General features: G+C 74.1%; 16 protein-coding genes. 10 read left to right on the top strand and 6 right to left on the bottom strand.

Translation table 11 applies throughout. From position 1 onward, the window contains the following. The 3 genes from CCL05_RS16995 to CCL05_RS16985 form a co-directional block, all read left to right on the top strand. Positions 1-930: glycosyltransferase (locus CCL05_RS16995; RefSeq protein WP_086561357.1), on the top strand; the 930-nt coding region annotated here is incomplete at its 5' end. Next, a complete protein-coding gene (locus CCL05_RS16990) occupies positions 927-2,129 on the top strand; it encodes a glycosyltransferase (RefSeq protein WP_086561356.1) in 1,203 nt (400 codons plus the stop codon). The genes CCL05_RS16995 and CCL05_RS16990, both read left to right, overlap by 4 nt. Next, on the top strand, positions 2,126-3,016 hold the full coding sequence (locus CCL05_RS16985) for an SGNH/GDSL hydrolase family protein (RefSeq protein ID WP_086561355.1): 891 nt from the start codon (positions 2,126-2,128) through the stop codon (positions 3,014-3,016). Before CCL05_RS16990 ends, CCL05_RS16985 begins: the two co-directional genes overlap by 4 nt. Positions 3,017-3,083: 67 nt before the next feature. Here CCL05_RS16985 and CCL05_RS16980 read toward each other — a convergent pair whose 3' ends face one another. The 5 genes from CCL05_RS16980 to CCL05_RS16960 are packed head-to-tail and all read right to left on the bottom strand — an operon-like array spanning position 3,084 to position 7,481. Further along, the gene (locus CCL05_RS16980; protein ID WP_086561354.1) at positions 3,084-3,953 is read right to left on the bottom strand and encodes a 5-oxoprolinase subunit C family protein; all 870 of its coding nucleotides are present in this window, start codon (positions 3,951-3,953) and stop codon (positions 3,084-3,086) included. After that, the gene (locus tag CCL05_RS16975; protein ID WP_086561353.1) at positions 3,950-4,576 is read right to left on the bottom strand and encodes a 5-oxoprolinase subunit B family protein; all 627 of its coding nucleotides are present in this window, start codon (positions 4,574-4,576) and stop codon (positions 3,950-3,952) included. The genes CCL05_RS16980 and CCL05_RS16975 overlap by 4 nt, the downstream gene beginning before the upstream one ends. Then, a complete protein-coding gene (locus CCL05_RS16970) occupies positions 4,573-5,331 on the bottom strand; it encodes a LamB/YcsF family protein (protein ID WP_086561352.1) in 759 nt (252 codons plus the stop codon). Before CCL05_RS16970 ends, CCL05_RS16975 begins: the two co-directional genes overlap by 4 nt. A gap of 18 nt (positions 5,332-5,349) precedes the next feature. Next, positions 5,350-6,183, bottom strand: a complete 834-nt coding sequence (locus CCL05_RS16965; protein WP_086561351.1) for a putative hydro-lyase — start codon at positions 6,181-6,183, stop codon at positions 5,350-5,352. Then, positions 6,180-7,481, bottom strand: a complete 1,302-nt coding sequence (locus CCL05_RS16960) for an MFS transporter (RefSeq protein WP_086561350.1) — start codon at positions 7,479-7,481, stop codon at positions 6,180-6,182. The genes CCL05_RS16965 and CCL05_RS16960 overlap by 4 nt, the downstream gene beginning before the upstream one ends. A gap of 172 nt (positions 7,482-7,653) precedes the next feature. Here CCL05_RS16960 and CCL05_RS16955 point away from each other — a divergent pair, with 172 nt between their 5' ends. Genes CCL05_RS16955 through CCL05_RS16940 form a run of 4 tightly spaced genes read left to right on the top strand, consistent with a single transcriptional unit; the run spans position 7,654 to position 15,539 of the window. Next, positions 7,654-8,349, top strand: a complete 696-nt coding sequence (locus CCL05_RS16955; protein WP_086561349.1) for a GntR family transcriptional regulator — start codon at positions 7,654-7,656, stop codon at positions 8,347-8,349. 57 nt (positions 8,350-8,406) lie between these two features. Then, positions 8,407-9,933 carry a hypothetical protein gene (locus CCL05_RS16950; protein ID WP_086561348.1) on the top strand — a complete coding sequence of 509 codons (1,527 nt, stop codon included), beginning with the start codon at positions 8,407-8,409 and terminating at the stop codon, positions 9,931-9,933. Between the two features lie 31 nt (positions 9,934-9,964). Next, positions 9,965-10,846, top strand: a complete 882-nt coding sequence (locus tag CCL05_RS16945) for a hypothetical protein (RefSeq protein ID WP_086561347.1) — start codon at positions 9,965-9,967, stop codon at positions 10,844-10,846. A 55-nt stretch (positions 10,847-10,901) separates the two neighbouring features. Further along, complete coding sequence (locus CCL05_RS16940; RefSeq protein WP_086561346.1) at positions 10,902-15,539, top strand: hypothetical protein; 4,638 nt, start codon at positions 10,902-10,904, stop codon at positions 15,537-15,539. A gap of 62 nt (positions 15,540-15,601) precedes the next feature. Here CCL05_RS16940 and CCL05_RS16935 read toward each other — a convergent pair whose 3' ends face one another. Then, positions 15,602-16,183: a hypothetical protein gene (locus tag CCL05_RS16935; protein ID WP_279629940.1), complete on the bottom strand. Its 582-nt coding sequence runs from the start codon at positions 16,181-16,183 to the stop codon at positions 15,602-15,604. A gap of 401 nt (positions 16,184-16,584) precedes the next feature. On the opposite strand from CCL05_RS16935, the gene CCL05_RS16930 reads away from it, so the two are divergent. Genes CCL05_RS16930 through CCL05_RS16920 form a run of 3 tightly spaced genes read left to right on the top strand, consistent with a single transcriptional unit; the run spans position 16,585 to position 20,525 of the window. Beyond that, positions 16,585-19,689: a sensor histidine kinase gene (locus CCL05_RS16930; protein ID WP_086561359.1), complete on the top strand. Its 3,105-nt coding sequence runs from the start codon at positions 16,585-16,587 to the stop codon at positions 19,687-19,689. Beyond that, on the top strand, positions 19,686-20,120 hold the full coding sequence (locus tag CCL05_RS16925; protein ID WP_020275952.1) for a roadblock/LC7 domain-containing protein: 435 nt from the start codon (positions 19,686-19,688) through the stop codon (positions 20,118-20,120). The genes CCL05_RS16930 and CCL05_RS16925 overlap by 4 nt, the downstream gene beginning before the upstream one ends. A 9-nt stretch (positions 20,121-20,129) precedes the next feature. Continuing rightward, complete coding sequence (locus CCL05_RS16920; RefSeq protein ID WP_010046285.1) at positions 20,130-20,525, top strand: DUF742 domain-containing protein; 396 nt, start codon at positions 20,130-20,132, stop codon at positions 20,523-20,525. Positions 20,526-20,531: the final 6 nt, after the last annotated feature.

Genomic DNA, 20,531 nt, shown 5'->3' with positions numbered 1-20,531 from the left:
GACTCCCAGGTCCGCGTCGCCCTCCCCAGCCGCCGCCTGGCCGCCACCCTCGCCGAGCACCGCGCCGATGTCGTCCACCTCGCCAGCCCCTTCGTCCTCGGCGTGCGCGGCATGGCCGTCGCCGCCCGCCTGGGCATCCCCGCCGTCGCCGTCTACCAGACCGACCTGGCCGGATACGCCCGTACGTACATGGGTGCCGGGGAAGCCGCCGCCTGGCGGCGCATCCGCTCCGTGCACGGCGCCGCCGACCTCACCCTCGCCCCGTCCAGCGCGGCCCTGCGCGACCTCACGACGCACGGAGTGCCCCGGGTCGAGCTGTGGCCGCGCGGCGTCGACACCGAACGTTTCCGGCCCGACCGCCGCGACGAGGCCCTGCGCCGCGAACTCGCCCCGAACGGTGAGCTGATCGTCGGCTACGTCGGCCGGCTCGCCCCCGAGAAGCAGGTCGAACTCCTCGCCGGGGCCTGCGGCCTGGAGGGCGTCCGGGTCGTGGTCGTCGGCGACGGCCCGAGCCGGCCCGGCCTGGAACAGGTACTGCCCGGCGCGGTCTTCCTCGGCCGCCGCACCGGCGACGATCTGGCCCGGGTCTTCGCCTCGCTGGACGCCTTCGTGCACACGGGTCCCTTCGAGACCTTCTGCCAGACCGTGCAGGAGGCCATGGCCAGCGGCCTGCCCGTCGTGGCACCCGCCGCGGGCGGGCCGCTGGACCTGGTCGCCCACGGGCGCACGGGCCTGCTGGTGCCGCCGCGTGACGCGTCCGCCGTACGGGACGCGGTGCGGGCCCTGGCCGCCGACGCCGGACTGCGGGCCGCCTTCGGCGCCGCCGGGCGCGCCACCGTGGAGGGCCGCACCTGGGCGGCCGTCGGGGACCAGCTGATCGGGCACTACGCGCACGTGCTCGCCGGGCGCAGGACGGCGGTGGCGGCATGAGCGCCTCGCGTCCTGCTGACAGTGGCCGCAGCCGTCAGTCGCTGCGGATCGTGCGGCTCGCCAACTTCGTCGCGCCCGCGTCCGGCGGTCTGCGCACCGCCCTGCGCGAACTCGGCAAGGGCTTCAAGGCGGCGGGGCACGAACCCGTCCTCGTGGTCCCCGGCGAGCGGATGAGCGACCGGGAGACCGAGCAAGGTCGGGTGATCACCCTCCCCGGGCCGCTGCTGCCCGGCACCGGCGGCTACCGCGTGCTCACCGACAAGCGGCGGGTGGCCCGGCTCCTGGAGGAGCTCGCGCCGGACCGGCTGGAGGTGTCCGACCGTACGACCCTCAGGTGGACCGGCAAGTGGGCGCGGCGCGCCCGGATCCCGGCCGTGATGGTCTCCCACGAGACCGCCGACGGGGTGCTGCGCACGTGGGGCCTGCCCGAGGGGGCCGCCCGGCGGGCCGCCGACGCCCTCAACGTCCGTACGGCCCACACGTACGCGCGCGTGGTGTGTACCACCGAGTTCGCCGAGCGGGAGTTCGTGCGGATCGGGGCACGCAACGTCGTGCGCGCCCCGCTGGGCGTCGACCTGGCGCAGCGGCACCCCGCGCTGCGCGACCCGGAGCTGCGGGCGCGGCACGCGCGCGTGGACGAGACGCTGCTGGTGATGTGCTCGCGGCTGTCCGTGGAGAAGCGGCCCGGCACGGCGCTGGACGCCCTGGAGGCGCTGCGGCGGCGCGGGCGCCGGGCGGTGCTGGTGGTGGCCGGGGACGGGCCGCTGCGCGCCCGGCTCGAACAGCGGGCGCGCGAGAGCGGCCTGCCGGTCACCTTCCTCGGGCACGTCTCCGACCGGGGGCTGCTCGGCGCGCTCCAGGCCTCCGCCGACGTGGCCCTCGCGCCGGGGCCCGCCGAGACGTTCGGGCTCGCCGCGTTGGAGGCCATGGCGTGCGGCACGCCCGTGGTGGCGAGCGCGTCGTCCGCGCTGTCGGAGGTGATCGGCTCCGCCGGGGCCGTCGCGGGGGACCACGGGGAGGCCTTCGCGGACGCCGTGGACCTGCTGCTGGAACGCCGGGAGGCGGACCGGCGCGAGCGGGCACGCGCGCGTGCGGAGTGCTTCGGGTGGGACGCGGCGGTCGACGCGTTCCTCGCCGCGCACGACGCGGCTGTCCCTGTGCGTCCGGTTCAGCCCTTCGTGCCCGGGAGCGTGGCATGAGACCCCCGCGGTTCGAGGGGCCTGTGAGGTTCGTGGCCCTCGGTGACTCGCTGACCGAGGGGGTGGGGGATCCCGTCGGCGACGGGGCGTGGCGCGGCTGGGCCGCGCTGCTCGCGGACGGGCTCGCCGAGGGGCCCGCGGGGTTCCTCGAGGGACCCGTCCGGTTCACCAACCTCGCGGTGAGCGGGGCGCAGACCCGGGACGTGCTGGAGCGGCAGTTGTCTGCCGCGTTGGAGCTGCGGCCCCACCTCGTGTCCGTCGTCATCGGCGTCAACGACACCCTGCGCTGCACCTTTGACATCCAGGCCGTGGCGGCCCGGCTCGACCAGGTGTACGCGGCCTTCACCGGGCAGGGCGCGGTCCTGCTCACCGCCTGTCTGCCCGACCCGGGCACGATGCTCGGGCTGCCGGGGGTACTGGCCCACCCGCTGGCCCGGCGGCAACGGGCCGTGAACGCGGTCGTCCATGCCCTGTCCGACCGGTACGGGGCTGTGCACCTGCACGCGTGCGAGGGCGACTGGATCACGGAGCGTGCCCTGTGGAGCGCGGACCGGCTGCACCCCGGAGAGCGCGGGCACCGGCAGCTGGCCCTGCGTTTCCACGCGCTGCTCGCGGAACACGGCCTCGCGACGGGGCCCGCGCCCTCGCCCGAGCCCGAGTCCCCCGTGCCGACCAGGGCGGCGAGCCTGTGGTGGCTGGCCACGGCGGGCACCGGCTGGGTGACCCGCCGGTGCACCGACCTGCTGCCCCAGCTCCTGACGCTCGCCGCCGACGAGCTCCGGCACCGCGCCCGGGGCACGAGCGCCCGGCTCGACCTGCGGGCCTCAGCGGCCGTGTCCGCCGCGCTGGCCGCCCTGTCGGTGGGGGACCAGCCGGACGCGGCCTGACAGATTCGGTGGCGGACCAGCCGGACGCGGCCTGACGGGGCGGTGGCGACGACGTGGTCCGGCCGGTTCAGCGGCGCCGTACGGCCGTGAAGCGGACCGGCGTGCCCGGAACCGCCTGGGCGGCGGCCGCCAGGTCGGCGGCGCGGACCACCGCGATCACCGGATAGCCCCCGGTGGTCGGGTGGTCGGCGAGGAACACCACCGGCCTGCCGTCGGGCGGCACCTGGACGGCGCCCAGCACCATGCCCTCGCTGGGGAGTTCCCCGGGCCTGGCCCGCTCCAGGGCGGCCCCCTCCGTGCGCAGCCCGATGCGGTTGCTCGCGGGGGACACCCGGTAGGGACGAGAGACGAAGGTGCGTACGGCCTCCGGCGTGAACCAGCGGTCGCGCGGGCCGAGTGTCACCCGCAGGACCAGCTCGGCCGGTGGCGCCGGCTGCGGGGCGACATCCACGCGCGCGTGGACGCCCGAGGGACGGCCCAGGGGCAGCACCGTGCCGTCCGTGAGAGGGGGCGGCCCGAGCCCTGACAGGAGGTCCGTCGAGCGGCTGCCGAGTACCGGCTCGACGGTGATGCCCCCGCAGACGCCCACGTAGCTGCGCAGGCCCGACACGGCAGGCCCGACGTCCAGCAGCGCCCCGGCGGGCACGCGCACCGGCGCCCCCCAGGCGACGGGCCGTCCGTCCACCGCGACCCGGCAGGGCGCGCCCGCCACGGCCACGGTGACGGTGGAACGGGGGCGTACGGTGCAGCCGTTGACGGTCGTCTCCAGCACGGCCGTCTCGGGCGGATTGCCCGTCAGTCGGTTGACGAGGTCCGCCGCGGGCCGGTCCAGGGCCCCGGAGCGGGGCACACCGAGGTGGGCGTGCCCGGGGCGTCCCAGGTCCTGCACGGTGGTCAGGGCCCCGGCCCGGACGACGGCGAGCGCGCGGTCGGTCACGGGTGCCCCACCGGCTCGACGGGGACGAACCGCACCCGCGTGCCCGGCGACAGCAGCGCGGCCGGCACGCGCGCGTGGTCCCACAGGACGGCGTCCGTCGTGCCGATCAGCTGCCAGCCGCCCGGCGACGAGCGCGGGTACACGCCCGTGTACGGGCCCGCCAGCGCAACCGAACCGGCCGGGACGGCCGTGCGCGGGGTGGCCCGGCGCGGGACGTCGTAGCGCGGGGGCAGGCCGGTGAGATAGCCGAAGCCGGGGGCGAAGCCGCAGAAGGCGACCCGGAACTCCGTCCCCGCGTGGAGGCGGGCGACCTCCCGCTCCGGCACGCCCCAGTGCGCGGCGACATCGGCCAGGTCCGGGCCGTCGTAGCGCACCGGGAGCTCGACCACGGCACGCGCGCGTGGGGGAGCGGGCGGCAGCTCGGCGGCGGTCAGTTCGGCGGCCACCCGGGCGGGGGCGTCGAGGCCGTCGAGGAGGACCGTGCGGGCCGCGGGCACGATCTCGCGGGCCGACAGCGCGCCCTCCGCGCGGCGGCGCAGCAGCTCCGCGTGCAGGGCGTGGGCCTCGTCGCCCGAGGAGACCTCGACGAGCAGGGCGTCCTCGCCGACCGGCAGGACCTTCATGCGAAGGCCTCCACCCGGACGCCCGACGCCTCCAGCCGCTCCCGTACGCGGCGGGCCAGCTCCACCGCGCCGGGTGTGTCGCCGTGCAGGCACAGGGAACGCGCGCGTACCTCGATCCGGGTTCCCGAGTGGGAGACGACCTCGCCGGAGCGGGCCAGGCCGAGCGACCGTTCCACGACGGTGTCGGGGTCGGTGACCACGGCGCCCTCCAGGGTGCGCGGCACGAGCGTGCCGGCGTCGGTGTACGCCCGGTCCGCGAACGCCTCCGTGACGACCGGGAGTCCGGCCTTCCCGGCCAGCTCCAGCAGGCGCGAGCCGGGCAGGCCCAGCACCGGCATCGAGGCGTCCGCGAGGAGCACGCCGCCGACGACCGCGCCGGCCTGCTCCGCGTCGTGCACGACGCGGTTGTAGAGCGCGCCGTGCGGTTTCACGTAGGCCACGCGGCCACCCGCCGCGCGGGCGAAGACCTCCAGGGCGCCGATCTGGTAGGCCACCTCGGCCGCCAGCTCGGCGGGCGGCACGTCCATCGCGCGCCGCCCGAAGCCGGCCAGGTCCCGGTAGGACACCTGGGCGCCGATCCGGACGCCGCGCTCGACCGCCAGCTCGCACACCCGGCGCATGGTGGCCGGGTCCCCGGCGTGGAAGCCGCACGCCACGTTGGCGCTGGTGACGACCGACAGCAGGCGTTCGTCGTCGGTGAGCCGCCAGCGGCCGAAGCCCTCGCCGAGGTCGGCGTTGAGGTCGATGGAGGTCATAGCGAGTCGGGTCTCCTGTCAGGCCACGCGGTACTGCTCGTCGCGGGCGTCGGTGAGGAACATCTGCCCGGGGGCGTGCGTGAGGGCGAACGGCGGGCGGGAGGCCATCACGGCCGCCTGCGGGGTCACTCCGCAGGCCCAGAACACCGGGATGTCGTCCGGCTCGGCGGCCACCGGGTCGCCGAAGTCGGGACGGCCGAGGTCGTCGATGCCGAGCCCCGAGGGATCGCCGCAGTGTACGGGGCTGCCGTGCACCGCCGGCAGCAGACTGCTCTCCCGGATCGCCGCCGCCAGGTGCGGGGGCGGCACCGGCCGCATGGACACCACCAGCGGCCCGTGCAGCCGTCCCGCCGGACGGCACTGACGGCTGGTGACGTACATCGGGACGTTGCGGCCCTGCTCGACGTGGCGGATCGGCACGCCCGCCTCGCTCAGCGCCCACTCGAAGGTGAAGCTGCACCCGATCAGGAACGACACCAGGTCGTCCCGCCAGTACGCGCGCACGTCCGTCGGCTCGTCCACCAGCTCGCCGTCCCGCCACACCCGGTAGCGCGGCAGGTCGGTGCGCAGGTCCGCGCCCTCCGCGAGCACGGTGGTCCAGGACCCGGCGTCGGTGACGTCGAGGACGGGGCACGGCTTGGGGTTGCGCTGGCAGAACAGCAGCATGTCGTAGGCCCAGTCGGCGGGCACCGAGATCAGGTTGACCTGGGTGTGGCCCGCGGCGACCCCGGCCGTGGGGCCCGTCAGGCCCTCCCGGAAGCGGGCCCGGGCCGTTTCCGGGCTCCACGCGCGCGCGTGCTCGTCGACGAGGACGACGGGACGGTCCCCGGTCTCGGTGCTCGTGCGGTTCATGTGAGCTCCTTCCCGCGCGTCTCCGGCAGCCCGAGCAGCGCCAGGGCCGCGATGCCGTAGCCGATCGCCCCGAAGACCAGCGCGCCGCCCACGCCCCAACTGTCGGCCAGGAACCCGACCGTCGTCGGGAAGACGGCACCCACCGCACGCCCGGTGTTGTACGTGAAGCCCTGTCCGGTGCCGCGCACCGCCGTCGGGTACAGCTCGCTCAGGTAGGAGCCGAAGCCGCTGAAGATCGCCGACATGCAGAATCCGAGCGGGAAACCGAGCACCAGGAGCAGGGTGTTGGCGCCGCTCGGGATGTTCGCGTACGCCAGGATGCAGATCGCCGACAGCAGGGCGAAGAGCCAGATGTTGCGCCGCCGGCCCAGCTTGTCGGTGAGGTAACCGCCCGTCAGATAGCCGATGAAGGCGCCCGATATCAGGAACGTCAGATAGCCGCCGGTGCCGACGACCGACAGGTCGCGCTCGGACTTGAGGTAGGTCGGCACCCAGGTGGCCAGCGTGTAGTAGCCGCCCTGGACGCCGGTCGAGAGCAGCCCGGCGAAGATCGTCGTCCGCAGCAGGTCCGGCTTGAAGATCGCCGTGAACGAGCCCTTCTCCGCGCTCTGTTCACGAGCGGCTGCCGCCTCGGGCGCGTCGTGCACACTGCGCCGCACCCAGATGACGAGCAGCGCGGGCAGCGCCCCGGTCCAGAACATGATGCGCCAGGCCAGGTCGTCGCCGGCCAGCGTGAAGACCACGGTGTAGACGATCGCCGCGAGGCCCCAGCCCACGGCCCAGGAGCTCTGGATGGCGCCGAGGGTGCGGCCCCGGTGCCTGGCGCTCGCGTACTCGGCGACGAGGATCGCGCCGACCGCCCATTCGCCGCCGAAACCGAGGCCCTGGAGGGCGCGGAAGACCAGCAGGGTCTCGTAGTTGGGCGCGAAGCCGCAGGCGACGGTGAAGACCGCGTAGGTGATCACCGTGAGCATCAGCGCCTTCACCCGGCCTATGCGGTCCGCGAGGACGCCCGCGAGGGCGCCGCCGATGGCGGAGACCACCAGCGTGACCGTCGTGAAGAGGCCGGTCTGGCCGCTGCTCAGCCCGAAGTAGGCGGAGAGCGCGACCATGCTCAGCGGCAGCGTGAAGTAGTCGTACGAGTCCAGGGCATAGCCGCCGAAGGCACCGGCGAAGGCGCGCCGACCGCGCGGGCCCAGGGCGCGAAGCCAGCCGAACGCCCCGTCGCCGGCGGTGTGTTCGGCCGCCGCGGAGCGCGTGTCGTCGGTCAGGGCCTGTTGTGGAGGAGTCGTGCTCATGGGCACCTCGAAGAGGGGGACGGAGGGTGCTTCGGACTGAGCAGTGGGGGGTGCTCTGGGAGTGAGCCCGGCCGCTTCGGGAGCGAGCCGTGCCCAACACCGTAGAGGATCGTTCAACGATTCCTCAATACCCATGTTGGTTCGTTCTTGTGATCTGCGATTGAATTCCGGCATGGCAGAGCAGCTGAGGGACCTCTCCGACGACCGGGCTCTTCTGGGGCGCACCAGCACCGCCGAGCGTGTCTCGGACATCCTCAGGAGCCGGATCGCCGAGGGCTATTTCCCGCCCGGGACCCGGCTGTCGGAGGACAGCATCGGCGGCGCGCTCGGCGTCTCCCGCAACACGCTGCGCGAGGCGTTCCGGCTGCTCACGCACGAACGCCTGCTCGTCCACGAGCTGAACCGGGGCGTTTTCGTCCGGGTCCTGACCGTCGAGGACGTCGAGGACATCTACCGCACCCGAAGGCTCGTCGAGTGCGCCGTCGTGCGAGGTCTCGGCGAGCCGCCCTACGGCCTCGACGGGCTCGCCGGTGCCGTGGAGGACGGGCGGCGGGCGGCGCGGGAAGGCGACTGGAAAGGAGTGGGCACGGCCAACATCCACTTCCACCGGGAGCTGGTGGCCCTCGCGGCGAGCGAGCGCACCGACGAGTTGATGCGGAGCGTCTTCGCCGAACTCCGCCTCGCGTTCCACGTGGTGGACGAACCGCAGCGGTTGCACGAGCCGTACATCGCACGAAATATCATGATTCTAGAGGCTCTCCAGGCGGGGGACCGGGACAACGCCGAGCGTCTGCTCGCCGGTTACCTCGACGACTCGCTGCAACGGGTCGTCGAGGTGTACCGGCGGCGGGTCGGCGAGGACGGCTGACCAGGCCCTCCCGCGTCGTTTGGGTCGTTGTCAGACCCAGGACCTAGTCTGTGCACCGTGACTTCGCCTGCATCGACGGACAGCGTTCCGCCCCAGCTCAGCGCGGGGCCGCGCCCCGCCCCGGGGCCGGCCGCCGACGAGGGCCTGGCGCGGCGCCTGCGCGCGCTCGCCTGCACCGCGCCGCTGCACGACCTCGACGCGCGCAAGGCCAACCTCGCCGGTGAGTACTCGGTGTACGGCATGGCGGAGGTCGCCCTCGCGGCCATCGACCTGGTCACCCTCAACATGGACTTCGACACGGGCGCGGACCACGACCAGATCGTCGCCCGCCTTATCCCGCGCATCGCCGCCCAGGCGCCGCAGCGGCCCGCCGCCGAGCACGAGCGGGTGGCCCGCTGGGTCCTGGAGAACCTCATCAACGTCGGCAGCGTCGACCGCGGCTTCCGCGCGGTGTACGGCACGTTCGGGGCGGACGGCACCTATGTGCGCCGTGACTACGACTTCAAGCTGATCGAGGAGGTCCCGGGCCCGGGCGGCACGGTCTACCTGCGCACGACGGACGAGGCGGTCAACGTCCTCGTCGGCGCCCTCGACACGGACGTCACCAGCGCGCAGATCGCCGCCGAGGTCAAGCTGGAGGTGCTGATCAGCCGCGGCCGGCTCGCCGACGCCCAGCTCGCGGCCGAACAGGCCCGCTACCGCACCGTGCAGTACTCGGAGACCCTGCGCCGCGCCCTGGAGGCCACCCGGCGCAACGTGCGCGCGGTGGACTGGCTCACGACCGTGCCCGACATGATCGCCGAGGCCCTGGAGCACGTGGCCGACCGCTATCGCCACGAGAACGCGATCCTCACGAACATCCGCAAGGCCCGCGACGAGTCCGAGGAGCCCGAGCACAAGCGCCGCGCCGCCGAGCTCGTCGACATCGTCAAGGACTGCATCCGGCGGCACACGCAGTTGCAGTCCCGGCTGCTCGAGGCCGGACCGCTGTTCCGCGCCGAGCAGGACCGGCAGGCCTTCGCCACGCCGGCGACCGCCTCGGGGATAGACCTCTACGGGCATCTCGTCTCGCCCGTCCTGCCGCTGCCGCTGGAGCAGGCCGTGCGGGTCACGGACGCGTTCTTCGGGCGCGGCACGGGGCTGCGGACGCCGGTGTCCGTCCGGGTCGGGGACCTTGTCGACATACTGCTGACGCCGCCGGTGGAGCGGGAGCACCTGGGTGCGGAGATGCCCGAGCCGGACCTCATCGCCACGCCCGACGACAGCCGGTTCAGCGAGGAGCAGATGGCGGCCGCGCAGGAGCTGCTCGACCTGCCGGCGGACGCGCCGCGCCGGTTGTCCGGGCTGCTGGCCGAGGCCCGGCGGCAGGATCCCGAGCTGCCGTATCTGGTGGCCCTGCTGGCGGTACACGCCGCGAGTCCGCCGGTCGGTACGGCCTATCGCCAGGGCGAGCAGAAACTGCTGTTCGCCGTGGACGACGGGACCGAGCTCGATGATCCGGAGTTCGGCGGGGCGGATCTCATCGTCGGTACCGCCCTGCTGGACGCGGCGGGGATGGCGGCGGACCGGACGGAAGCAGCATGAGTCAGTACGAGTGGCACAAGGAGTCCCGACCGTGAGCGAGCATGCCGAGTGGAGCGAGCCGGAAGCCCCGGCCCCGACGGCCTCGGCAGCCGTCACTCCCGCCGACGCCGCCGACGCGGCGCGGCTCGTCTCCTTCGGGCTGCAGCCCAAGCTCCAGCCCGCCCGCGACCAGGAATACGCGGATCTGCTGCGGCGCTACCGGGAGGACCCGCCCTTCGCGCGGCTCGCCGACGCCGTGGCGACCGGGCTCGGGCTGATCGTGCTGGAGGTGTCCCCGCGCGCGGGCATGGCCGTGACCGCCGCCGAGGACTCGGTGTTCGCCGTCCGCATGGGCGACTACGCGCGTCGTACGTCCGCCGACGGCGGCGACCGGTTCCTGCACGGGCTCGCCCATCTCGCCGTCGCCGCCATGGCGTTCCCGCGCCCCGAGGACCTCGCCGACGACGGCTACATCGGCCGGGTCACGGTCAACGGCGTCGACGCCTTCGTGCGCCAGGCCTGCCGCCGCCTGGAGGAGCGCGCCGCCGAACAGGGCGAGAACACCGACCCGGCCACCGACGCGCCCGGCCTGGAGGCCGCCTGGCGGATCTGGGTGCGGCGCAGCTCGACCGGGGCCACCAAGGACGCGCGCCGGCTCGCCGGTTCGACCACCGGTATCGTCGCCAAGGCCGTCGCGTTCCTCACCGACTCCGGCTTCCTCCAGCGCACCGGCGACGACAACGGCGGCACGTACCGCACGACCGCCCGCTACCAGCTCCAGGTCCGCGACATGGCCGGCAGCGCCGCCCTGGCCGAGCTGCTGGAACTGGGCGTCGTCCCGGTCACCGACGGCACACCGACGCTGCTGCCCCCCGAGGAGAGCGACGACCTGGATCTGGTCGCCGACGCCGGACTGCCGTTCCACTCCTCCTGAACTCCCCACCACTCCCGCTGAACCCCCACCTCACGAAGCCTTACGAGAGTCCGCCATGTACGAGCTGTCCCGGGTCCGCCTCTACTCCATCGGGCCCGCCGGTGCGCGCTACGCCGACACCGTGCTTGACCTGCGCGGCGTGGGCGAGCCCGTGCCCGACCCCGCGCCCACGCAGGCGGAGTTCTTCGAGGAGGAGCCCGTCGGCCCGCCGCGCCGGCCGGCGCCCGCGGGCGTGCTCTTCCTGGAGAACGGCGGCGGCAAGTCGGTGCTGCTCAAGCTGATCTTCTCCGTGATGCTGCCGGGGCACCGCAACACGCTCGGCGGCGCCAGCTCCGGCGTGCTGCGCAAGTTCCTGCTCGCCGACGACTGCGGCCATGTCGCGCTGGAGTGGCAGCACGTGCTGACCGGCGAGTGCGTCGTCGTCGGCAAGGTCAGCGAGTGGCGCGGACGGCAGGTCTCCAACGACCCGCGCAAGTTCGCCGAGGCCTGGTACTCCTTCCGGCCCGGACCCGGACTGAGCCTCGACAACCTCCCCGTGGCCGAGTCCACCGCCGTACGGGCCCCGGTCGAGGGCCAGTCGGGCGCGCGCGGCCGGCGCCGCACCATGAAGGGCTTCCGCGACGCCCTCACGGAGGCGGGCAAGACGTACCCGCACCTGGAGGTGCACTGGGAGGAGATCCACGACCGCTGGATCGAGCACCTCGGCGACCTCGGCCTCGACCCCGAACTCTTCCGCTACCAGCGGGAGATGAACGCCGACGAGGGTGAGGCCGCAGGTCTCTTCGCGGTCAAGAAGGACGCCGACTTCACCGACCTGCTGCTGCGCGCCGTCACCGACACCCGCGACACCGACGGGCTCGCCGACCTGGTCAGCGGCTTCGGCAACAAGCTGGGCCGACGCGCCGAGCTGATCGCCGAACGCGACTTCACCGCCGGGTCCGTCGACCTGCTCGGCCGGATCGTCGAGGCCGCCGAGGCCCGCTCACGCGCGCGGGACATCCACGCCGCAGCCGAGCGCCGGACCCGTACCCTGGCGCGCAGACTGTCCGCGCGCGGCGTGCAGGAGCGTGCCCGGGCCGCCGACCTGGCCCAGCGGGTCACGGCCGCCGCGTACGCCGTCACCCACGCGGAGGCGGCCCGCGAGCGCAGTTCGCTGATCTCCGCCGAACTGGCCTACCGGCACGCCTCGCTGGCCCTCGCCGCGGCCGAGAAGTCCGCCGCCGCGAAGAAGCGCGAGCTCGCCGACGCCCGCACGCTGTACTCCGCGTGGCAGGTGGCCGAGGCCGTACTGCGCCACCGCGCCGCCGCCGACCGCGTCGCCCGCGTGTCCGCCGCGATCCAGGAGGCGGAGCGCGACGCCGCCCCGGCCCTGGCCGCCCGCTCCAAGGCCGCCGTGGACCTCGTACGGGCCCTGCACGCGGCCGCGGAGAACGCCGAGAACCACGCCAACGAGGAGGAGGAGCGCTCCGCCGCCCTCCAGGAGGTCAGCGACGCCGCCTACCGGGACTCCACCGCCGCCGCCACGCAGGCGCAGCGGGCCCGCAGCGAGGTCGGGCACCTCAAGCAGCGTCTCGCCGAGGTCGAGCAGGAGACGGCCGAGGCGGTCCGTGCCGGCTGGCTCGACGACAGCGCGCCCGACGCCGACCCGGCCCGGGCGGCCCTCGCCGCCAGCGACGCCGAGAAGACCGCCGTCGCGGCCTGGGACGCGGCCCGAGAGGCCTCCCACCGGGCCACCGAGCACGCGCGCGAGGCCGGTGCTGCCGAGACCCGCGCGGAACTGACCGCGGCCCGTGCGGCGGACGCGGCGACGGCGGCCGAGCGGTCGTACGAGGCCGAGCGCCGCACTGCCGAGGCACTGGCGGGGGAGGAGCGACTGGCGGAACTGCTCAGCCTGACCTCCGAGACCCGCCCGGGCATCCCGCAGCCCCGAACCGGCACGGACAGCGAGCCGGCCACCCGGCCCGCCCCCGGCCGGCACGGCCTCAGCCCCGAGGAGCTCGACCGCTTCGCCGACGACCTGCGCGAACTGCTCGACGACGCCGTCAGCTCGGCCGAGCGGCAGCTGTTCGACCTGCGTACGGCCGCCGCCGACGACTCCCGGATCCTCGGCGCGCTCGGTGACGGCGGGCTGCTGCCGCCCGGCCCGGACGTGCTGGCCACGGTCGAGTTCCTCGGCGAGCACGGCATCCCCGCGCTGCCCGGCTGGCGCTACCTCGCGCAGGCCGTCGACCCGGCCGACCACGCGCGCGTCCTGGCCGCCCGGCCCGAACTGGTCGACGGCGTGATCATCACCGACCCGGACTCCCACGCACGCGCCCGCGAGGCCCTGGGCGACGCGGCGCTGCTACCGCGCTCCGCCGTGGCGGTCGGCACCGCCGCCGCCCTGCTCGCCCCGACCCCCGCCCCGGACACCGACAGCGGCGACGTGTTCCTCGTCCCGCCGAACCCGGCCATGCACGACGAGCACGCCGCCGACGAGGAGCGGCAGGCGCTGCGCGCCCGCGCGGCCGAGCGGGACGAGGAGATCCGCACACTTGCCGCCCGGCTCGGCAAGGACCGTGAACTGGCCGCCCGGCTCGCCTCCTGGCGCACCGGCTGCCCGGCCGGCCGGCTGGCCGAACTGGCGCAGGCGGCACACGACACCCGCGCCTTCGCCGAGGAGGCGGAAGCCGAGCTGGCCGAGGCGCGCACGGTGCGGGCGGAGGCCGACGAGGCCGCCGCGGAGGCCGCGCGCGTCCGGGACGAGCGACAGGAGGCCGCCCAGAGGGCCCGCCGTTCCGCCGATGCCCTCGCCGGGCTCGCCTTCCGGCTGCGCGAGCGGGCCGGCTGGCAGGTCAAGCTGCGCGAACTGGCCGACGAGGCGGCCGAGTCCGAGGCAGCCGCCCAGGCCTGTCTGGAGCGGGCCCGGGCCGCCGACGAGGACCGGCGGGCCGCCCAGCGCGCCGCCGACGACGCCCGCCGCACCGCCCGCGCGCTGCGCGCCGAGCGCTCCGAGATCGCCGGCGCCCCCGACGATGTACCCGAGGACGACGCCCAGACCCCGAAGGCCTCCCTGCCCGCCCTGCGCGAGGCCTACCGGGCGGCGTCACAGCTGTACGAGAAGGTCGGCGTCGGCGCCGACCTGCGGGCCGAGCAGGCCCGCGCGGAGAGCGACGAGAGCGCGGCCCGCGCGGAGCTGGACCGGCTGAGCAACAAGGTCCGTACGCGCGCGGAGCAGCTCCTCGAATCCCCCGACGGCTCCGACGGCCCCAGCCGCCAGGCCGCCGCCGCCCGTGCCGAGGAGCTGGTGCAGCTCCTGGAGACCCGTATGTCGAGCGCGAGCGAGCAGCTCGGGCGGCTGCGCGGCGAGACCGAACGGCACGCGCCCGAGGACGGCGAGGCGCACACCGACCTCCCCGAGGACCTCCAGCCGCGCGACGCCGAGCACGCGCAGGCCCTGCTGCGCACCGCGACGGCCGAACTCGCCTCCCACACGGAGGCGCTGAACCAGGCACGCGAGGCGCACACCGAGCTCCTCGACGCCCACCGCGCCGCCGAGGACGCGGCGAGCGGCTTCGACGAGATCGCCGCCATGCTCCGCGACCTGCTGCGCGAGCACCCCACGGACGAGGAGCAGGAGGAGACCGAGCCGTACCCCGGCAGCCCGGAGGAGGCCCGGCAGTCGGCCGCCGAAGCCCGCCGCTCGCTGCGCGGCTGCGCCGCCGACCTGTCCGCCGCGGAGGCCGCCGTCCGCGAGGCCAGCGACATCCTCGTCCGGCACGCCAACTCCACGCGCTACGAGCAGGTCCGCACCCCGGCACGGCAGCAGATCCGCGAACTGCCCGCCTCCGCACTGCCCGAACACGCCCAGAAGTGGGCCGACGCCTTCGCGCCCCGCCTCCGGGTCCTGACCGACGAGCTGGAGCAGCTGGAGCGCAACCGCGACTCGATCGTGGACCGCCTGCGCGGCCTGGTCGAGTCGGCCCTGGCCACCCTGCGCTCCGCCCAGCGGCTCTCCCGCCTTCCGGAGGGCCTCGGCGAGTGGTCGGGACAGGAGTTCCTGCGGATCCGCTTCGAGGAGCCCGACCAGGCCACGCTCACCGAGCGGCTGGGCGAGGTCATCGACGAGGCGACCCGCGCCGCCGTCAAGAAGAACTCCGACCTGCGGCGTGACGGCATGTCCCTGCTGCTGCGAGGCGTCGCCGCGGCCCTCCAGCCCAAGGGCGTCGCCGTCGAGATCCTCAAGCCCGACGCGGTGCTGCGCGCCGAGCGCGTCCCCGTCGGCCAGATGGGCGACGTCTTCTCCGGCGGCCAGCTCCTCACCGCCGCGATCGCCCTGTACTGCACGATGGCCGCGCTGCGCTCGAACGACCGGGGCCGCGACAAGCACCGGCACGCCGGGACGCTGTTCCTCGACAACCCCATCGGCCGCGCCAACGCCACGTACCTGCTGGAACTCCAGCGCGCGGTGTCGGACGCCCTGGGCGTCCAGCTCCTCTACACCACCGGCCTGTTCGACACCACGGCGCTCGCCGAGTTCCCCCTGGTCATCCGCATGCGCAACGACGCCGACCTGAGGGCCGGCCTCAAGTACATCAGCGTCGAGGAACACCTCCGCCCGGGACTGCCGCAGCAGCCCCAGGCGGGGGAGGCGGTACACAGCGAGATCACCGCGACCAGGATGTACAAACGCCCCGCGTCCACGACGCCTTAGGGGCGCGGGGGAGAAGCCGCCCCTCCCGACGTCACTCACCAGCGGGCCACCCGCCCGTCCAGCTACGAGTGGGCCACCTGCCCGGCCCCGCCCCGCCGGCGTATCCGCTCCTGTGCCCGCTCGGCCGCGCGCGCCTGCCGCCGGGCCCGGCGCCGCTCGCGTCGCAGGGCCCGTGCCGTGCTGCTCGGCACGGACACCACGCCGTTGCGCTGGTTCCAGACCTGACGCGTCACCCACACGTCGAGTGCTCCCCAGGTCGCCACGATCGTGCTGACCACGCTGCTGATCACCATCGGGAACGCCAGCCATGACCCGGCCATCGTGCACAGGAAGGCCACCATGGCCTGCAGCAGCGTCAGGGCGATGAGGAGTACCGACCGCACGGCGGCCGTCCGCACGGGATCCGGCAACCGGCGCCGCCGCGCCGGCTCCTCGACCCACAGGGGCCGGTAGTACTGCTGCTCGCGCACGTCACGGCGCGCCCCTTGAGCGGGGACCCTCGCCTGGCGAGCCGTGCTCTCCGCCTCGTCGGCCGCGTTGTCGCGATCAGTCGCCTCGGCCTCCTGATGCGCTGTCACTCGCACCCCGCCCGCCCTGGGCGCCCCGCTCCGCTCCGCCGTGCCCGTCACCGTGTCACTCCCCACCGCCAGCAGACTGCTCGCTCGCATCCGAAGACCCGTGCTTCCCAGTGGCTGCCCGGCTTGCGCTGTTTTACGCCGCCCGGATGCGGGATGCGGCTCCTGTGGCCGATTCCGCCCCCATCTCCCGTAGAGAAGGACGAACAACCCGTCACGAAGATTCCCCGAGCCGAAAAATTTCAGCCAACCGCCCGGACCGTCCACCGGCCTTGGCCCGCGCGGCCGCCATCGGTTTCGGGCAGACAACTCCCGCAATGCCCGGACAACTCCACATGCCTCGTAGCTGGCGCGGAAGTTCACCTTCCGGACCGGCCTTCGAGTTCCCTGGGCGTCGGTAGTAGGCTCGCGCCGTTTGTTGACGCACATGTGTACCCCCGGTGGACCGGGGGCCCGAGCTGGGGGAGGCCATGCGCTTTCGCGGGAAGTCCATCCGCCGGAAGATCGTGGCGCTGCTTCTCGTGCCGCTGGTGTCCCTGACCGCGATCTGGGCCTTCGCCACGGTGCTCACGGGACGTGAGGCGGGCGACCTGTTCAACGTGTCGTCCGTGGTGGAGAAGATCGGCTATCCCATCGAGGACACCGTCCGTGTCCTCCAGGAGGAACGCCGTCAGACCCTGGTCTACCTCGCCGACCCCCGTGCTTCCGACGGGCTCGCCGCGCTCCGGCGCAGCCGCACCGCCACCGACGAGGCCGTCGGCAGCATCCGCGAGAACGCCCGGAATCCGGACGTGCGCGACGCGATGGGAGCGGACACCGACGAGCGGCTGACCGCGGTCATGGACGCCTTCGACGGCATCGAGTCGCTGCGCAGCAGTGTCGAGGACGGCACCGTCGACCGCTCCCAGGCCCTCGACCTCTACAACCGGCTGGTCGACCCGTGTTACGTCCTGCTCGCCAACCTCCACGTCGTCGACAACGTGGAACTGGACAAGCAGTACCGCGCGCTGGTCAACCTCGCCCGCGCCCGCGAACTGCTCTCCCGCGAGGACGCCCTCCTCGGCTCCGCCCTGATCGTCGGCAAGATCTCCCGCTCCGAGGAGCGGGAGATCTCCGACCTCGTGGCACAGCGCACCCTGATGTACGACACCAGCCTCCCGCTGCTGCCCGTCTCGGAACGCGACCGCTACCAGACCTTCTGGAAGAACGCCTCCACCGCTCCGCTGCGCGTGGCTGAGGAAGCGGCCGCCTCCTCCGCCGACGGAACACCGCGCGGCGTCACCGCCAAGAGCTGGGACAGCGCCGCCGGCAACGTGCTCGACGAACTCGGCACGCTCAACGACCAGGCCAACGACCGCTACCAGAACCGCGTCGAACCGGTGGCCATGGGCGTCATCGCCAAGGCGGTCATCGCCGGTGTACTCGGCCTGCTCGCTCTGCTGGTCTCCCTCTTCCTCTCCGTGCGCGTCGGCCGCACCCTCATCCGCGATCTGCGGCAGCTGCGTCTGGAGGCCCACGAGGCGTCCGGAGTGCGGCTGCCCAGCGTGATGCGCCGCCTCTCGGCGGGCGAGCAGGTCGACGTCGAGACCGAGGTCCCGCGTCTGGAGTACGACAAGAACGAGATGGGCGAGGTCGGCCAGGCCCTCAACACCCTCCAGCGCGCCGCCGTCGAAGCCGCCGTCAAACAGGCCGAGCTGCGCGCCGGCGTCTCCGAGGTGTTCGTCAACCTCGCGCGCCGCAGCCAGGTCCTGCTGCACAAGCAGCTCACCCTGCTCGACGCCATGGAGCGCCGGACCGAGGACACCGACGAACTCGCCGACCTGTTCCGTCTCGACCACCTGACGACCCGCATGCGCCGACACGCCGAGGGCCTCGTGATCCTCTCCGGCGCCGCGCCCTCCCGGCAGTGGCGCAAGCCCGTCCAGCTCATGGACGTCGTACGCGCCGCCGTCGCCGAGGTCGAGGACTACGAGCGCATCGAGGTCCGCCGCCTTCCGCGGATCGCCGTCACCGGCCCGGCCGTCGCCGACATCACCCATCTCGTGGCGGAACTCCTGGAGAACGCCACGGTCTTCTCGCCGCCGCACACCGCCGTCCAGGTCCTGGGCGAGCGGGTCGCCAACGGCTTCACCCTGGAGATCCACGACCGCGGCCTCGGCATGGCCGCCGAAGCGCTCCTCGACGCCAACCTGCGGCTCGCCGAGACCCCGGAGTTCGAGCTGTCGGACACCGACCGGCTCGGCCTGTTCGTGGTCAGCCGTCTCGCCCAGCGACAGAACGTCCGCGTCTCCTTGCAGCCCTCCCCCTACGGCGGCACGACCGCTGTCGTCTTCATCCCGGACGCCCTGCTGACGGACGACGTCCCGGACACGAACGGCATCGGGTTCCGGCTCGACCGCCCCCAGCTGGCCAAGGAGAGCGAGCCGCAGGACAGCCGCCGCGCCGCACTGTCCCAGGGGCCCGCGCAACGGCCCGGCCTGCCGGCATCCCTCCTCGACGGACCGGTGGAGCTGGAGGCCCCCGTCGACCTGGACGCCATCGGCGACTTCCCCGGCGCGCTCGATGACGAGGGCAGCGGACACGGCGCCCTGTTCCGCCCCCGGCCCCTCACCCGCGCCCAGGACGAGGCCGCCGGCCGCCGCCCCGATCCGCACCAGGCAGCCGACCCCCACAGCGCCCACGACCGGACCGACACCGACGACGACCCGAGCGCCCCGGTCCAGTTGCCGCGCCGCAACACCCCGAAGCTGGTCAGCTCGCACGGGCGCCCGGTCACCGAACAGCGCCCCCGGCGGGGGAAGACGGACGAGGAGACCCCCACGGGCACCGGCCGAGGGGAGCCGGGCGGTACCTCACCGCTCCCGTCGCGTCGCCGGGGAGACGACTCCCTGAGCGGCGGGGCCACGGGCCGGTCGGGGCCGGAGCCCGCGTCCGCGCTTCCGGTGCGCCGCCGCACCGAGGACTCCTCGACCGGCGGCGGGCGAGGCGAAACCCAGTCGGACGCACCGCCGCCCCTGCCGGCCCGACGTCGGGGAGCGGAGTCCGGCCGCCGTGGCATCGGCGCGGCCGGCCGGAACGACGACCGCACGGCGTCACCGGCCTCGTCCGGCACCGAGCCGCAGCCGCCCACACTCCCCACGCGGACACGCCGCGCGGAGATCGCATCGAGCGGCCAAGACGGCTTCGAGGGCCGGTCGGGCCCCGGGCAGGAGCCCACCGGCGGGCCCGCGCACCGGATGACCGGCTCCGGTGCCCCGCCGCAGGAGACCGGGTCGACTCCCGGCAGCGGACGACGGGGGCAGGCTCCCGGATCCGCATCGAACGAGCCCCGCTCCGGCACCGCGCCGCTGCCCCGGCGCGTCCGCCAGGCCAACCTGGCACCGCAGCTGAAGCGGGGGTCCGAGCCGCGTACGGAGGACAGAGCCGAGCCCGTCGAACGCGACGCCGACGAAGTACGCAGCCGTATGGCCTCGCTCCAGCGCGGCTGGCAGCGCGGCCGCGACGAGAACGCAGCGGGCGACGCCGCCCACAGCGGCACAGCACGACAAGGAACGACAGAGGGGGACGGTCGATGACCGCACCGAAGGCCACCGGCCACACCGCAGCCAACAAGGGGGAGCTGAACTGGCTCCTCGACGACCTGGTGGACCGCGTCGCGAGCATCCGCAAGGCCCTCGTGCTCTCCGGCGACGGATTGCCGACCGGGGTGTCCAGGGACCTGACCAGGGAGGACAGCGAACACCTGGCCGCCGTCGCCTCCGGGTTCCACAGCCTCGCCAAGGGTGTGGGACGCCACTTCGAGGCCGGCAACGTCCGTCAGACGGTCGTCGAGCTCGACGACGCCTTCCTGTTCGTGACGGCCGCCGGCGACGGCAGCTGCCTCGCCGTCCTCTCGGACGCCGACTCGGACGTCGGCCAGGTCGCCTACGAGATGACGCTCCTGGTGAAGCGGGTGGGTGTGCATCTGGGTGCCGCTCCGCGCACCGATCTGCCCGCAGGCGGGTAGTGGGATGACATGAGCGCTGACGGTCAGGGAAGAAGCCACTGGTTCGACGACGAGGCCGGACCGGTCGTCCGTCCGTACGCCATGACACGCGGCCGCACCAGCAGCCAGGGCCAGCACCGCCTGGACCTGATCGCGGTCGTGGTCACGGAACCGCACGCGGACGACCCGGAAGCGGACCACATGCTCTCCCCGGAGCATGTGGACATCGTCGAACTGTGTCGTGACGTCCCGCAGTCGGTCGCCGAACTCGCAGCGGAACTCGACCTGCCGATCGGGGTGGTACGGGTCCTTGTCGGAGATCTCGTGGACGCGGAATTCGTCCATGTGAACCGGCCCGTACCCCCTGCCGAACTGCCGGACGAGAGCATTCTGCGCGACGTGATCAACGGCCTCCGGGCGCTGTGAACAGCG

The sequence above is a fragment of the Streptomyces africanus genome (assembly GCF_002150735.1).
Classification (GTDB): domain Bacteria; phylum Actinomycetota; class Actinomycetes; order Streptomycetales; family Streptomycetaceae; genus Streptomyces; species Streptomyces africanus.
The sequence above is the reverse complement of the archived record's forward strand: the minus strand, read 5'-3'. Positions and strand labels throughout refer to the sequence as shown.

Bases quoted from the DNA above. Each gene is read 5' to 3' on its own strand.
- CCL05_RS16930 (WP_086561359.1), top strand. From the start codon at position 16,585: ATGCGCTTTCGCGGGAAGTCCATCCGCCGGAAGATCGTGGCGCTGCTT.
- CCL05_RS16975 (WP_086561353.1), bottom strand. From the start codon at position 4,576: ATGAAGGTCCTGCCGGTCGGCGAGGACGCCCTGCTCGTCGAGGTCTCC.
- CCL05_RS16940 (WP_086561346.1), top strand. From the start codon at position 10,902: ATGTACGAGCTGTCCCGGGTCCGCCTCTACTCCATCGGGCCCGCCGGT.
- CCL05_RS16925 (WP_020275952.1), top strand. From the start codon at position 19,686: ATGACCGCACCGAAGGCCACCGGCCACACCGCAGCCAACAAGGGGGAG.
- CCL05_RS16985 (WP_086561355.1), top strand. From the start codon at position 2,126: ATGAGACCCCCGCGGTTCGAGGGGCCTGTGAGGTTCGTGGCCCTCGGT.
- CCL05_RS16920 (WP_010046285.1), top strand. From the start codon at position 20,130: ATGAGCGCTGACGGTCAGGGAAGAAGCCACTGGTTCGACGACGAGGCC.
- CCL05_RS16965 (WP_086561351.1), bottom strand. From the start codon at position 6,183: ATGAACCGCACGAGCACCGAGACCGGGGACCGTCCCGTCGTCCTCGTC.
- CCL05_RS16960 (WP_086561350.1), bottom strand. From the start codon at position 7,481: ATGAGCACGACTCCTCCACAACAGGCCCTGACCGACGACACGCGCTCC.
- CCL05_RS16990 (WP_086561356.1), top strand. From the start codon at position 927: ATGAGCGCCTCGCGTCCTGCTGACAGTGGCCGCAGCCGTCAGTCGCTG.
- CCL05_RS16970 (WP_086561352.1), bottom strand. From the start codon at position 5,331: ATGACCTCCATCGACCTCAACGCCGACCTCGGCGAGGGCTTCGGCCGC.
- CCL05_RS16955 (WP_086561349.1), top strand. From the start codon at position 7,654: ATGGCAGAGCAGCTGAGGGACCTCTCCGACGACCGGGCTCTTCTGGGG.